Origin of the sequence: Streptomyces sp. NPDC058678 (assembly GCF_042714835.1) — a bacterium.
Taxonomy (GTDB): Bacteria; Actinomycetota; Actinomycetes; order Streptomycetales; family Streptomycetaceae; genus Streptomyces.
Genome location: NZ_JBHXSG010000032.1, coordinates 65,855 through 80,404, shown reverse-complemented (window position 1 = coordinate 80,404; position 14,550 = coordinate 65,855). Strand labels below are relative to the sequence as shown.

The 14,550-nt window shown below is 73.1% G+C and carries 8 protein-coding genes; 2 read left to right on the top strand and 6 right to left on the bottom strand.

Annotated elements, in window-relative coordinates; genetic code table 11:
• The first annotated feature begins 3 nt into the window (after positions 1 to 3).
• Positions 4 to 780, top strand: a complete 777-nt coding sequence (locus ACFWWR_RS26945; RefSeq protein ID WP_383862023.1) for a hypothetical protein — start codon at positions 4 to 6, stop codon at positions 778 to 780.
• A 344-nt stretch (positions 781 to 1,124) separates the two neighbouring features.
• Complete coding sequence (locus ACFWWR_RS26940) at positions 1,125 to 4,112, top strand: SCO5717 family growth-regulating ATPase (protein ID WP_384305725.1); 2,988 nt, start codon at positions 1,125 to 1,127, stop codon at positions 4,110 to 4,112.
• Between the two features lie 75 nt (positions 4,113 to 4,187).
• On the opposite strand, the gene ACFWWR_RS26935 is transcribed toward ACFWWR_RS26940, so the two are convergent.
• The 6 genes from ACFWWR_RS26935 to infB all read right to left on the bottom strand — a co-directional run bounded on the left by ACFWWR_RS26935 (position 4,188) and on the right by infB (position 14,452).
• Positions 4,188 to 5,144 carry a bifunctional riboflavin kinase/FAD synthetase gene (locus ACFWWR_RS26935; protein ID WP_383862017.1) on the bottom strand — a complete coding sequence of 319 codons (957 nt, stop codon included), beginning with the start codon at positions 5,142 to 5,144 and terminating at the stop codon, positions 4,188 to 4,190.
• A gap of 148 nt (positions 5,145 to 5,292) precedes the next feature.
• The gene (locus tag ACFWWR_RS26930; RefSeq protein ID WP_384305722.1) at positions 5,293 to 9,120 is read right to left on the bottom strand and encodes a serine protease; all 3,828 of its coding nucleotides are present in this window, start codon (positions 9,118 to 9,120) and stop codon (positions 5,293 to 5,295) included.
• Positions 9,121 to 9,446: 326 nt separating this feature from the next.
• Positions 9,447 to 10,352 carry a tRNA pseudouridine(55) synthase TruB gene (gene truB, locus ACFWWR_RS26925; protein WP_384305719.1) on the bottom strand — a complete coding sequence of 302 codons (906 nt, stop codon included), beginning with the start codon at positions 10,350 to 10,352 and terminating at the stop codon, positions 9,447 to 9,449.
• Positions 10,349 to 10,795 (bottom strand): 30S ribosome-binding factor RbfA, encoded by a 447-nt coding sequence (gene rbfA / locus ACFWWR_RS26920; RefSeq protein WP_383862008.1) that lies wholly within the window; start codon positions 10,793 to 10,795, stop codon positions 10,349 to 10,351. Before rbfA ends, truB begins: the two co-directional genes overlap by 4 nt.
• Before the next feature lie 39 nt (positions 10,796 to 10,834).
• On the bottom strand, positions 10,835 to 11,128 hold the full coding sequence (locus tag ACFWWR_RS26915; protein WP_217234567.1) for a DUF503 domain-containing protein: 294 nt from the start codon (positions 11,126 to 11,128) through the stop codon (positions 10,835 to 10,837).
• A 156-nt stretch (positions 11,129 to 11,284) separates the two neighbouring features.
• Positions 11,285 to 14,452, bottom strand: a complete 3,168-nt coding sequence (gene infB, locus ACFWWR_RS26910; protein WP_384305716.1) for a translation initiation factor IF-2 — start codon at positions 14,450 to 14,452, stop codon at positions 11,285 to 11,287.
• Between the last annotated feature and the right edge of the window lie 98 nt (positions 14,453 to 14,550).

Genomic DNA, 14,550 nt, shown 5'->3' with positions numbered 1-14,550 from the left:
GCGATGACCACACGCGCGGGGCAGGCGGCCACCGGCCGCGGCGAGCCCCAGCCCTCCGGCCCGCAGCGGGCGCGCGATCTGCTGCGCAACGGCTTCGGGCTCATCGGCCCGCGGCACGCACGGCACTCCCTGCCCGTGGAGCAACTGGACGCACTCACGCTGCCCATAGGGGACGACGGCGTGGTCATCGGCGTGGACGCGGACGGCCGTCCCGCGGTTCTGGGACTCAACCGTCCCACGCCGTACGACGTCGTCCTCATCGGTGGTCTGTGGACTGCCCAGGTCATCGCGCTCAGGGCGGCGGCGACCGGCGCGCGCGTCGCCGTCGAGACGGGGCGGCCGCAGGCCTGGATGCAGATGGTGCACGCGATGGGCGGCGGACAGAACGGCCTGGCGGTGTACGAGGTCGGCCGGGTGCCCCCGCAGGGCACCTCGGCCGGTACGCCGGTGCTGGTGGTGCGGGACTGCGGTATGCGCCCGCCGCGCGGCCGGGTGGTCTCCGGCCCCTGGCAGGCCGTGCTCACCCTGCTGCCGTATCTCAGCCCGGTGGCCCCGAGGCTGCTCAGACAGGCACGGCTGGTCGGGGTGCAGCGCATCTCGCCGGACGAGGCCGCGGAACTGGGCCGTACGATGGCGTTGCCCCGGGCCGAGATGGACGCGCTGCCCGGTCTCTCCGACGGGCTCACACTCTGGTGCACCGACCGCGACCGGCAGTACGTGTTGACGCAGCCCACCGACGCCGAGATCGGATTGTTGGGTATGCCTCGAAGGATGGACTGAAACAGCCATCACCTGACGCGAATTGACCATTCGGGGACGATTGTTCCACTTTGTCGTACGGCCGTAGATCCGTTATCGGGCGGTTTGCGCACCGGAATTGGCGTCAAGCACGGCACTTCAGAGACGGTTGTGATGCCGGTGGCGGGCCTTGAGGAATGGATGGGCCTGCCGAGGTGGGTCGCGTGGTGATTAGGCTGGTACCGGGCGCGATGCCAGAACCCCGTTGACCGGGCGTCGGCGCCCCAGGGGGAGCCGGTGGATCGGACGACCTCCAACGACCAAGGCCGACAAGTAATGGTCGCCCCGGCACGGCATGAGGGTGCTCGACCACACCAGGAGGAACTGTGAGCAGCGATCGGGACGGGATCCGCGGGGGCTGGGCCACACCCGACGATGACCAGCCCGACGCCGAGTCCGCCATCGAGATGACGGGCGAGTTCACCATCGACTATGCGCCGCCCGCCTGGTACACGCAGAACGCGGGCGACACGGCGTCGGGACAGGGCACGGCCGGCGGGGCCTCCGGTGCCCCTGCGGCCGTTCCGCCACCGCCGGACAACGACTTCGCGCCGGCGGCTCCGACTCCGCCTCCGGCCATGCCGCAGGTGGCCGAGCCGACGACTCCGCCCGGGCCTCCCGCGAGCGGCGGCTTCGAACTGCAGCAGCCGCAGGCGCAGTCCGAGGGACACGGGCAGGGACAGGGACACGGGCAGACGCAGGGGCAGGGGCAGGGGCAGTGGGCTCCGGCCGTGCCCGAATCTCCCGTCGCGCCGCCTTCTCCGCCATCTCAGCCCGCCCCGCCGGTCGTCTCCGCGCCACCTGTCACCCCTGCTCCGCCAGGCCCCTCCCCGTCGCCGTCTCCGCCCCCCTTCCCGGTTTTCGGCGCGGACGAGTCCGGCACCGGCGATCTGGAGAGCGGCGCCACGATGCGGTTCTCCGCCGCCTCCCTGAAGCAGGAGATCGCGGACCTCGCCGCCGCGGCCAACGCTCAGCAGACTGCCGAGGAGAGCGAGAGCAAGCGCGAAGGTGAACCCTCGCCTGCCGACGGTTCCGCCGAAGAGGCTCCGGCCGGCGCTTCGGCTCAGCCCGGAGACGGTGACGGCGGTTCCGACGGTACGACCGCTGACCCGGGCGGTGCCGATGCCGGTACGGATGACGGCGAGGGCGTCTCCGAGGACGCTTCCGGCGACTCCTCCGGTGATGTGCAGAGCGGCGAGGACGCGGCCGCTCCCGCCGCCACCTCCGATGAGGCCGCCACAGCGGACAGCGAGGCAGGGAGCGCCCCCGCAGCGGACGCCGGTGCGACCGCCGACTCTTCCGGCGCCGACGCCGCTCCGCAGGGCGCGCCCTCCGCCTGGACTCCCCCGCCGGCGCCGCAGAGCGGTGTACCGCCGCTGCCGCCGTCGTACCAGCCCGCCGCTCCCATGGCTGCCCCGCAGTGGCCCGCGCAGCCGCAGCCGGACCCGGCGGCTCCCGCGCAGCAGCCGCCCTTCCAGCCGCAGGCGCCGCAGCCCGCGCCGACCGCCTGGAACCCGCCCGCCGCGCCGACGCCGCCGGGCCCGGAAGCCCCTCCGGCCGCGCCCCAGCACGGCTACGGCTTCCCGCACCCCGGCCCGCCGGCCCAGCAGCCGCCCGCCGCACAGAGCGGTTACGGCTTCCCGCAGCCGCCGGCACCCAACACCCAGGGCGGATACGGCTTCCCGCAGCCTCCCGCGCCCAACGCCCAGGGGGGATACGGGTTCCCGCAGCCCAACACCCCGCCCCAGCAGCAGCCGGCCGCACAGGGCGGCTATGGCTTCCCCCAGCCGCCCATGCAGCAGGGCCACCCCGGACAGCCGGCGAACCCCGCACAGCCCCATCCGGGCCCGCCGCAGCAGCAGCCGGACGGCCAGGCCCCGCCGTTCCCGCAGCACCCGCAGCACCCGCAGCAAGGTCAGCCTGCCCAGCAGCCCCAGCAGCCCCAGCAGGCCGTCGACCCCCGCACCGGTGCCGCCTGGCCCCAGGCCGTCCAGCACGACCAGCGGCAGCCGGCCAACCCCGGTGCCGCGCCGCTCGGTTACACCGCGGCCGTGGAGCTGTCCTCCGACCGTCTGCTCAACAGCAAGAAGCAGAAGGCGAAGAGCAGCCGCCCGGCGGCCGGCTCCAAGTTCAAGCTCGGCGGGAAGAAAGAAGAGGCCGAGCGGCAGCGGAAGTTGGAGCTGATCCGGACCCCGGTGCTGTCCTGCTACCGGATCGCCGTCATCAGCCTCAAGGGCGGCGTGGGCAAGACGACCACGACCACCGCGCTCGGCTCCACGCTCGCCACCGAGCGGCAGGACAAGATCCTCGCGATCGACGCCAACCCGGACGCCGGCACGCTCGGCCGCCGGGTCCGCCGCGAGACCGGGGCCACCATCCGTGACCTCGTCCAGGCGATCCCGTACCTCAACTCGTACATGGACATCCGGCGGTTCACCTCCCAGGCGGCGTCCGGCCTGGAAATCATCGCCAACGACGTCGACCCGGCCGTGTCGACCACGTTCAACGACGAGGACTACCGGCGCGCGATCGACGTGCTCGGCAACCAGTACCCGATCATCCTCACCGACTCGGGTACCGGTCTGCTCTACAGCGCCATGCGTGGTGTGCTCGACCTCGCCGACCAGCTCATCATCATCTCGACGCCGTCCGTGGACGGTGCGAGCAGCGCCAGCACGACCCTGGACTGGCTGTCCGCGCACGGATACGCCGACCTTGTCTCGCGGTCCCTCACAGTCATCTCCGGGGTCCGCGAGACCGGCAAGATGATCAAGGTCGAGGACATCGTCAGCCACTTCGAGACGCGCTGCCGCGGAGTCGTCGTCGTCCCCTTCGACGAACACCTCTCGGCCGGCGCCGAGGTCGACCTCGACATGATGCGGCCGAAGGTGCGGGAGGCGTACTTCAACCTCGCGGCGATGGTCGCCGAGGACTTCGTACGGCACCAGCAGTTGCACGGCCTGTGGACGGCCAACGGCAACCCGCCCCCGGTGGCGGCCCCGCCGATGCCGGGACAGCAGCAGATCCCGGGACAGCCGTACGCCCAACAGGGACAGGCCGGACAGCCCGGGCAGCCTCCGTACCCGCAGCAGCCCCACCCCGGCCAGCAGCCCCCGCCCCAGCAGCCGTACCCCCAGGGCCAGCCCTACGCCCAGCCGGGGCACCCGGGACAACCGCCCGCCGCGCCCGGTCAGCCGTATCCGCAGCCAGGGCAGCAGCCCTACCCGCAGCAGGGCTACGGCTATCCCCAGCCGGGGCAGCCAGGCCACCAGGGTGGGCAGACCCCACCCCCGCCGCCGCCCCAGCAGCAGTAGGCACTCAGCAGGCGCACACGAAAGGGCGGCCGGTACCCGACAGGTACCGGCCGCCCTTCGGCGTCGTGGCAACTCCTACTCGGCGGTCTCCGAGGCCGCCACCAGCTCCCGGCACCGCTTCACGTCCTCCGCGATCTGCACGAGCAGCGCGTCGAGCGTGTCGAACTTCGCCTGGCCGCGGACGAAGGCGAGGAAGTCGACGGCGACGTGCAGGCCGTACAGGTCGAGGCCCACGCGGTCGATGGCGTACGCCTCCACCGTGCGCTCGGTGCCGTCGAACTGCGGGTTGGTGCCGACGGAGATCGCGGCGGGCATCGCCTCGCCCTGAGTGTGCAGCCAGCCGGCGTACACGCCGTCGGCGGGGATCGCGGTGTGCGGGAGCGTCTCGACGTTCGCCGTCGGGAAGCCCATCTCGCGGCCGCGTTGGGCCCCGCGGACGACGATGCCCTCCACGCGGTGCGGGCGGCCCAGGATCTCGGCGGCTCCTTCGAGGTCGCCCTCGGCGACCAGGCGCCGGGTGAGGGTCGAGGAGAAGGGTTCGCCGCCGCCCGCCGTGCCGGACACGTACAGGTCGACGACCTCGACCTCGAAGTCGTAGACCTTGCCCTGCTCGGCGAGGAACTCCACGTTCCCGGCGGCCTTGTGGCCGAAGCGGAAGTTCGGGCCCTCGACTACCGCCTTGGCGTGCAGCTTGTCGACCAGGACCTTGACGACGAAGTCGGCCGGGGACAGCTTCGAGAACTCCGTGGTGAAGGGGAGGATCAGGAGCGCGTCCACGCCCAGCTCGGCCATCAGTTCGGCGCGGCGGTGGTGCGGGGCGAGCAGCGGTGGGTGGCTGCCGGGGCGGACGACCTCGCTGGGGTGCGGGTCGAAGGTGACGACGACGGCGGGAACGCCCAGCTCACGGGCACGATCCACGGCATGCCGGATGATCAGCTGGTGCCCGCGGTGGACCCCGTCGTAGGAACCGATGGTGACGACGCTGCGCCCCCAGTCCTCGGGGATGTCCTCCAAGCCACGCCAGCGCTGCACTGTGACTGCTCCTCGTCGCAAACTCGTCGAACCCGTGTCCGTGGTTTTCTCTCACGCACGTATGTCTCACGCAGGTCTAAGGGTGCCATGCCGGGTGCTTCCGGCCCGCATCGGCATGGGCGCTGTGACCCGGCGCACGTGATCCCGGTCAGGCGGGCACCCGTACGCCCGCCAGGTTCTCGATCATCCGGCGGGCGCTCGGACCCACCACCGCCGCCCATTCCTGCGGCGTCTCGGTCAGCCAGCCGGCCACCAGCGCGGCGAAACCGGGGACGTTCCGCCCCAGGTCGACGAGGTCGCGGTCGAAGCAGGTCGCGCCGTCCGGGGTGCGGACCAGGAGAAGTCCGGTGCGGTGGACCAGGCCACGTGCGACGAGGGGGTCGTCCTCGCGAGCGGCTGCCGCGCGCAGTACGGCGATCAGGACGGACGGGTCGTGTTCACGGGTCAGGAGACGTTCGAGGAGCTCCTGGCGCAGGGGGCGGGAGGCGGGTGTGCCGGGGGCCGCGAGTACGGTCGCGAGGGCTGCCCGCACCTGCTCGGGGCCGCCGTCGAGCAGGCCCGTGACCAGGGGCAGCAGGACCGCGCGGGCGGTGGAGCCGTGGTCCAGCCGCCTGTCCACGTACGCCGCCACGTCCCCGGCCGTCTCCGGGCGCCGCTCCACCGCCTCCCGCACCAGCGCGGCGATCCGGCGGGCCGGCGCGGGCGTGGTGACGTCGGCGAGCGCGCGCAGCACCGCCCCGGCGTCCGGGCGGCGCAGCCGGGCCCGGAACGCGTCGAGCACCGGGTCCGCGTGGGTCGCCAGGGCGGGCACCAGCGCACTCGGCGGCACCTGCGGATCGCCGGCCACGAAGTGCCCGAGCGCCTGCGGGAGATGACGGTCGCGGGTGTGCGGGTCCTGGACCAACAGGGCGAGCGCGCCGCCGTGCAGGGTGCAGTCGGCGGGGCGGGCGAGCAGGGCGAGAGCGGCGTAGCGCAGCAGTTCGCGGTCGGCCTCGGTACGCACGTGCGGGGCGGCGCGCAGTCCGTACGCCACCGCCGCGACCCGCCGCGCGGGCCGCTCGTCGTGCGTCCACCGGTCCACGGCCCGGCACACGGCCGACGGCTCGTCCTCGGACAGTACGGCGAGCAGCTCGTCGGCCCTGCCGTGCGCACTGTCGACGAGGACCTCCGTCAGGTCGTCCACCGCCCGGTGCCGGTGCGTGTGCAGCAGCGCCTGCGCGGCCTTCGCCACGGTCGCGTGCGGGGTGGCGGGCAACGGACGTTCGTCGTCGAACCAGCGGACGAGACGCCGTTGTACCGCGATGGGGTCGGCGGTGAGCAGCCGGGCGACCGCGTCCAGGAACCGCGGGCCACCGGTCTCGTGCGGCGGGCCGTCGGCGAGGACGAGCCGGCGCAGCAGGTCGAAGCGGGTGTCCTGGGGGAGCGGCAGGGAGGTCCAGAAGTCCGGCCCGAACTCGGAGGGCAGTGGTCGCTCCTGCTGCCGCCAGGCCACCATCCGGTCGGTGAGCAGGTGAAGGAGGGGGGTGTACGGCGTGGCGTCGGGCACCCGCGGCAGGACCTCGGCGACGAGGCGGGCGGCCCACCAGTTGTCCGGGTCGGCGTCGAGCGCGTGCACCAACTCGTCCAGGCGACAGACCAGTTGGCCGGTCCCCTGCTGGCGGGCGAGGAGCAGCAGGGCCTGGACGACGGGCCCGATGCGGTGGTGCGGCACGGGAATCGGGCGGTCGCCGTCAGGGTCGGCACGGCGGTGGTGGATCAGGGCGCGCAGCGCCTCGTCCAGGTCGAGGTGCATGCCCTGGATCCAGTCGGCGAGCTCCTCGTGAGCGAAGCGGTAGCCGCCGCCGGCGGGGACGAGGAGGCCCTCGGTGAGGACGGCGGAGGCCCAGCCGGTGCCACCCCCGAGCCTCGCGGGCGCCTGCCCCCACGGGAACACCGCCTCGAACGACTCGCGGTCCAGCTCGCCCTGTCCCGGGCCGAGACTGCGGCGGGCGGCCTCGTGGATTTGTCCGGAGACCCGGGCGGCGAGGCGGCGTACGGCCGTGCCGCGCAGGCCGTACTGCGCTGCCAGGCTGACGGCGACGCGCAGGCACATCAGGTCGAGGTGGGCCGAGAGGACGTCGTGGCGGTCGAGGCGGGTGTCGGGGGCGTCGAGGTGGGCGGCGCGGATCTCCGAGAGGAGGCGGAGGGTGAGAGGGTGTCGGGCGTCGGGGTCGGCGAGGACGCCCTCGGGGATGCGGTACCGCGCCCGTGCCAGGCGGGCCTCATCGTCCCGCAGGTCGCCGAGGTGGACGCACGGGGGGACGTCCAGGTCGCCGAGGTGGACGCGCTCGGGCCCTCGACGGGCCGGAGCGTCGTACGTCAGCTCCGCCGGAAACCGCACCCCCTCCCAGTACTCACTCCGACACGCCACCACCATCCGCACCCCGGTCTCCCGCAGCCACCTCGCCGTCCCGTCGGTCCACTCGGCGAGGCGGTGGGCCAGGACCGGCGGCATCTCCTCGGGGCCGTCGAGGAGGAGCAGGAGGGGGCGCCCCGCGGTGTGGGCGAGGTGCGCCAGGCGTTCCGGGGTGGTGTCGCCGAGGTCCGGGAGGACGGGATCCGACGCCGCGACGATCCGGGCCGCCCTCGCCAGCGCCCGTCGCGCCGCGTCCGCCACCGAGTCGTCGTCGTCCTTCAAGTCTGCGCCGCGCAGCCACAACGTGGGCGCCGGTTCAGAGGAGCCGTGACGGCGGGCGGCCAGGGCCGCGAGCTCTGTCGTACGACCGCTGCCGGGCGCCCCGACGAGCCCGAGGACGGCGGCCGGGCCCTCGAGGAACGCGGCGAACGCCGCCGCCGCGACGGCCCGTTCAACCGGCTCCACCGCGCCCGGCCCACCTGCCCCGCCGCCCACCTGCACCCCACGGGCACCAGCGCGCCCCCGGCCGCGACCCGCGCCCGACCAAGCAGAACCCACCCCACCACCGAAGCCACCACCCGACCGCTCCACACCAGGCCCGGCCGCACCCACAGCAGCACCCGAACCCGCACCGTCGGCGTCCCCACCCGACCAAGCAGAACCCGCCCCCGCCCCACCGCCGGAGCCACCCCCCGACCAATCCGCACCCGGCCCGGCCGCACCCACACCCGCACCGCCGGCATCCCCACCCGGCTCCCCCGCACCCACCCCCGCCAGCACCCCCACCGGCCCGTCCTGACCCACCGAAGTCGCCGTCAGCTCCAGCACCCCGGCGAGGTTGAGGTCGACGCCGTACGCGGGGACCGTCGCCGCGTTCGCGGCAAGCAGCTCCGCGAGGGGTCCGCTCGGCGCCGGGCGCAGCGGTACCGCGAAGCCCGCGTCCCGGTGGCCGCTCTGCAGTGCGGTGCCGAGGACGCCGACCACGGCACCGGTCTCCGCGTCGAGCACCGGCCCTCCGGCGGCCCCGCCGCCCAGTCGCAGCGCGTCCCTTCCGGCCGTGCCGATCGCGAGCTCCAGGGCGTCGCCGAGGTAGTGGAAGCGGTCGGTGGCGGTGTACGTCACAGGGGTCGCGCTCAGCACCCGTGCCTCGCGCCAGCAGCCGGCGGGGACGCGCACGTAGGTGCCGGTGTCGATCCGGTCCCGCACGGTGACGGGCAGCGGGTCCACGCCGAGGCCTGCGGTGCGGACGAGGGCCAGGTTCAGGTCGGGCAGCGGGGTCACCGCGTCGGCGGTCACGACACACCTGCGGTTCCCGGCGGCGTACAGGACGAGCCGGGACAGGCCGTCGACCGTCTCGTGGCTGGTGACGACCGTGCCGTGGTGGTCGGCCGCGAAGCCGGTGCCGCGGAGGCGGCCGGCGAGGTCGTGGATGTGGACGAGCGCGTCGTCGCGTCCGGGCCCCTCCCCCGGTTCCACCGCGGCGGGCCGCTGTCGGCCGCGCGCGTACCGGGAGTCGTCGTCCTGCTGGGTCGGACGTGCGGTGCCGGGGGCCTCCCCGGTCCGCGGGCCCCGTCCCGCCATGGTCGAACCTCCCCGCCGTACCCGAGCACGTACCCAGGGCCTGCCTCGGATGAGCTCTCGGAGTCCGATGAGCCGAGAAAGGGGCCCTGACCTCGACGTTAGGCGCGGGGCGATCAGCCGGACAGATCGCCTGGCGAACGCGCCCCCTTCCGCTCCCCCGGTTCACTCCGAGCGCCTGCCCGGTCGGGTGAATGGACGGGGGCGGTCGGACACACCCTAGGGGTGGGGGAACCGAGGGGGGACCGTGGAGCGGCGGCAGCGACGACCCCGTGATCGCCGCTCCACGGTCGGTACCGAGCCGTGCGCAGACCGGCCCCGTCCGGGCCTCAGCCGAATATGGCGAGGCTCTTCGCCTTGCCCTTGTGCTCCTCGACGAGGGCGAGGAAACGGCCCTCGGGGTCGAAGACGGCCACGGCGCCGACGCCCGTGTACTCGTCGGACATGTCGAGCCGGACGCCGTTGGTGAGCAGCCGGGCCCGCCGGTCGTCCACGTCCCAGCGCGGGAACGCGGCCGCGGCGGCCTCGGCGATCGGCATCACCGTCAGTTCCTGCTGGTGCTGGTCGAGGGTGCGCGCGGAGTCCAGCTTGTACGGGCCGACGCGCGTGCGGCGCAGCGCGGTGAGGTGCCCGCCGACGCCCAGCCCGGCGCCCAGGTCGCGGGCCAGGGCCCGGATGTACGTGCCGGACGAGCAGACCACCGACACCACCAGGTCCAGGACCGGGGTACCGTCCTCGGCGACGGCGTCCCGGACGTCGTACACCGCGAAGGACGAGACGGTGACGGGCCGGGCGGGGATCTCGAAGTCCTCGCCCTCCCGCGCCCGCTTGTACGACCGCACACCGTTGATCTTGATGGCGCTGACCTTGGACGGCACCTGCATGATCTCGCCGGTCAGCTCGGCGATACCGGCGTCGACGGCGTCGCGGGTGACCTTCGAGGCGTCGACCGACCCCGTGATCGCGCCCTCGGCGTCGTCGGTCAGGGTCGTCTGCCCCAGGCGGATCGTGCCCAGGTACTCCTTCTCGGTGAGCGCGAGGTGCCCGAGGAGTTTGGTCGCCTTCTCGACGCCGAGGACGAGCACGCCCGTCGCCATGGGGTCGAGGGTGCCGGCGTGGCCGACACGGCGGGTCCGGGCGATGCCGCGCATCTTGGCGACGACATCGTGCGAAGTGAAGCCCGACGGCTTGTCGACAATGACAAGGCCGTCGGGCGTCCGGGTCTTCTCGGTCATTCGGCGGCGTCGTCCTCGTCCTCGCCCGGCTTCTTGTACGGGTCCGCCTCGCCGGCGTAGTGGGCGCCGGCCGAGACCTCGCGCACCTTCTCGTCGGACTGGCGTGCCCTGTCGAGGAGGTCGTCGATGGTCTTGGCGGTGTCGGGCAGCGCGTCGGCCACGAAGGTCAGCGTCGGGGTGAACTTCACGCCCGCCGCCGCACCGACCGCGGAACGGAGCACGCCCTTGGCGCTCTCCAGTCCGGCGGCCGCGGCCGCCCGCTCCTCGTCGTCCCCGTACACCGTGTAGAAGACGGTCGCCTCCCGCAGGTCACCCGTGACCCGGGTGTCCGTGATGGTGACGTGCGAGCCGAGCCGCGGGTCCTTGATCCCGCGCAGCAGCTTCTGGGCCACCACCTCCCGGATGAGGTCCGCCAGCCTTTTCGCCCGCGCGTTGTCGGCCACTGGTCCGTCTCCCGTTCTTTCTTCTTCTGCGTTCTTGGGTCAGTCGTCGTCGCCGTGGAAGCGCCGCCGCACGGACAGCAGTTCCACTTCGGGGCGTCCGGCGACCAGCCGTTCGCACCGGTCCAGTACGTCCGTCACGTGCCCCGCGTCGCCGGACACCAACGCGAGGCCGATACCGGCCCTGCGGTGGAGGTCCATATGGTCCACCTCGGCCGCGCTCACCGCGTACTTCCGCTGCAGCTCGGCGACGATCGGGCGGACGACGGAGCGCTTCTCCTTCAGCGACCGTACGTCGCCGAGGAGGAGGTCGAAGGACAGTGTCCCCACATACATGTGTGTAGCCGGTTCACCCGCCGGTACGGGATCGATGGCCCCGCCATCCGTGTGGCGGGGACATCCAGAACCGTACAACGAACGGCCGGGGCCGATCGACGGAAATTACTCTCCGTCGACCGGCCCCGGACCGGACCGTCTCGGAAGTCCGAGCGCTTACGCGCGCGGCTTCTCCCGCATCTCGTACGTCGCGATGACGTCGTCGACCTTGATGTCGTTGAAGTTGCCGAGGTTGATACCGCCCTCGAACCCTTCGCGGATCTCGGTGACATCGTCCTTGAAGCGGCGCAGACCGGAGATGGTGAGGCTCTCCGCGACCACCTTGCCGTCGCGGATGAGGCGCGCCTTGGTGTTGCGCTTGACCTCGCCCGACCGGACCAGGACACCGGCGATGTTGCCCAGCTTGGACGACTTGAAGACCTCGCGGATCTCCGCCGTACCGAGCTCGACCTCTTCGTACTCCGGCTTGAGCATGCCCTTGAGGGCCGCCTCGATCTCCTCGATCGCCTGGTAGATGACCGAGTAGTAGCGGACATCCACGCCTTCGCGCTCGGCCATCTGCGCGGCACGCCCTGCGGCGCGCACGTTGAAGCCGATCACGATGGCGTCCGAGCCCATCGCCAGGTCGACGTCCGACTCCGTGACCGCACCGACACCACGGTGCAGGACGCGGATGTCGACCTCTTCGCCGACGTCCAACTGGAGCAGGGAGGACTCGAGAGCCTCCACCGAACCGGACGCGTCGCCCTTGATGATGAGGTTGAGTTCCTGCACCAGACCGGCCTTAAGGGCCTCGTCCAGGTTCTCCAGGGAGAACCGGACTCCGCGCCGGGCGAAGTTGGCGTTGCGCTCACGCGCCGCGCGCTTCTCGGCGATCTGGCGGGCCGTGCGGTCCTCGTCGACGACGAGGAAGTTGTCGCCGGCGCCCGGGACGTTGGTGAGACCGAGGACGAGGACCGGAGTCGACGGACCCGCCTCTTCCAGGTTGTCGCCCTTGTCGTCGAGCATCGCGCGGACACGGCCGTACGCGTCGCCGACCACCATGGTGTCGCCGACCCGCAGGGTGCCTCGCTGGACCAGGACGGTCGCGACGGCACCGCGGCCACGGTCGAGACGGGACTCGATCGCAATACCCTGCGCGTCCTGCTCCGGGTTGGCCCGCAGGTCGAGCGAGGCGTCCGCGGTGAGGACCACGGCCTCCAGGAGAGCCTCGATGTTGAGGCCCTGCTTGGCGGAGATGTCGACGAACATGGTGTCGCCGCCGTACTCCTCGGCCACGAGGCCGTATTCGGTCAGCTGACCGCGCACCTTGGTCGGGTCGGCACCCTCGACGTCGATCTTGTTGACCGCGACCACGATCGGCACGTCGGCCGCCTTGGCGTGGTTCAGCGCCTCGATCGTCTGGGGCATCACACCGTCGTTGGCCGCCACCACGAGGATCGCGATGTCGGTCGACTTGGCACCACGGGCACGCATGGCGGTGAACGCCTCGTGACCCGGGGTGTCGATGAAGGTGATCTTGCGCTCTTCGTCGTTGACCTGAGTCGTGACCTGGTACGCACCGATGTGCTGCGTGATACCGCCGGCCTCGCCCGCGACGACGTTCGTCTTGCGGATGGTGTCGAGGAGGCGGGTCTTACCGTGGTCGACGTGACCCATGACGGTCACGACCGGCGGACGCGCGACGAGGAACTCCTCGCCACCCTCGTCCTCGCCGAACTCGATGTCGAAGGACTCGAGCAGCTCGCGGTCCTCCTCCTCGGGGCTGACGATCTCGAGGACGAAGTTCATCTCGTCCGCGAGGAGCTTCAGCGTCTCGTCGGAGACGGACTGCGTGGCAGTGACCATCTCGCCGAGGTTCATCATCACGCCGACGAGCGACGCCGGGTTGGCGCCGATCTTCTCGGCGAAGTCGGTGAGGGAGGCACCGCGCGACAGGCGGACGGACTGTCCGTTGCCGCGAGGCAGCATCACGCCGCCGACCGACGGGGCCTGCATGGCCTCGTACTCCTGGCGCCTCTGCCGCTTCGACTTGCGACCACGACGCGCGGGACCGCCGGGACGACCGAAGGCGCCCTGCGTGCCACCACGACCGCCCGGACCACCGGGACGACCACCGAAGCCGGGACGACCGCCGCCGCCACCACCGGGACCACCGGGACGACCGGCGAAACCGCCGCCACCGCCACCGGGACCACCGGGACGACCGGCGAAGCCGCCGCCACCGCCACCGGGACCGGCCGGACGACCGGCGAAGCCGCCGCCGCCGGGACGACCGCCGCCACCGCCACCGGGACGGCCAGCGCCGCCCGGACCGCGACCCCCACCGGGGCCACCGCCGGGACGCGGGCCGGCAGCGGGACGCTGCGGCATCATGCCGGGATTGGGACGCGCACCGCCGGGACCGCCGCCGGGACGCGGACCGCCGCCCTGCGGGCGGGGCATACCGCCCGGGCTGGGACGCGCGCCGCCCGGAGACTGCGGTCGGGGACCGCCCGAAGCGCCCTGGGGACGAGGACCGCCCTGGCCCTGCGGACGCGGAGCGCCGCCGGGAGCACCACCGGGGCCACCAGGGCCGCCGGGGCGGGGTGCACCGCCCGGACGGGGCGCCTGCGGGCGCGCCATGCCGGTGGAACCGCCAGAGGTGAACGGGTTGTTGCCCGGACGGGGACCGGCCGGACGGGCACCGGGACGCGCTGCCTGGCCACCCTGACGCGGAGCGCCGGGACGGTCGCCACCGCGGTCGGGACGGTCACCGCGACCCTGGCCACCCTGACCCGGACCGGCCGGACGGGAGCCCGGACGCGGGGCCTGGCCGGCCGGACGCGGGGCGCCCGGACGGGGGCCGGAGCCAGTGCCGGTGCCAGAGCCGGAAGGGGCGCTGGTGCCCGAGGAGGCAGCCGGTGCGGCGGGAGCCGCCGGCGGTGCCGTGAACTCGGGCGTGGTCGGAGCCGGAGACGCCGGGGCGGGCCGCGGCGCGGGCTTCGGGCCCGGCGTGGGACGGGGGCCGGAAGCGGCCGGGGCGGCGGGAGCCGCGGGCTGCTCGGCGGCCGCCGGCGTGGGGGCCGGCGGGCGCGGGGCGGCCGGACGGGCCGCCTGCGCGGAAGAGGGGGCTGCCGGCCTGGCCGGAGCAGCCTTGCGTGCGGCGGGCTTGCCGCCTCCGTTGCCCTGCTGGAGGGCATCGGTCAGCTTGCGTACAACGGGCGCCTCGATCGTCGAGGACGCCGAACGGACGAATTCACCGAGTTCCTGGAGCTTGGCCATGACGACCTTGCTCTCCACCCCGAACTCCTTGGCGAGTTCGTATACCCGGACCTTAGCCACTTCGCTCCTTTTAGGTCCGGGTTGCGTCCGGACCGTCGCTACTTCATGGGCGTACTCATCGCGTGCTCATCGAGTGCTCATCGCAATCTCGACCTACT

What these genes read in the sequence shown, in the direction of transcription:
- ACFWWR_RS26915 (WP_217234567.1), bottom strand. Translation starts at nt 11,128, where the DNA reads ATGTATGTGGGGACACTGTCCTTCGACCTCCTCCTCGGCGACGTACGG.
- ACFWWR_RS26945 (WP_383862023.1), top strand. Translation starts at nt 4, where the DNA reads ATGACCACACGCGCGGGGCAGGCGGCCACCGGCCGCGGCGAGCCCCAG.
- ACFWWR_RS26930 (WP_384305722.1), bottom strand. Translation starts at nt 9,120, where the DNA reads ATGGCGGGACGGGGCCCGCGGACCGGGGAGGCCCCCGGCACCGCACGT.
- truB (WP_384305719.1), bottom strand. Translation starts at nt 10,352, where the DNA reads ATGACCGAGAAGACCCGGACGCCCGACGGCCTTGTCATTGTCGACAAG.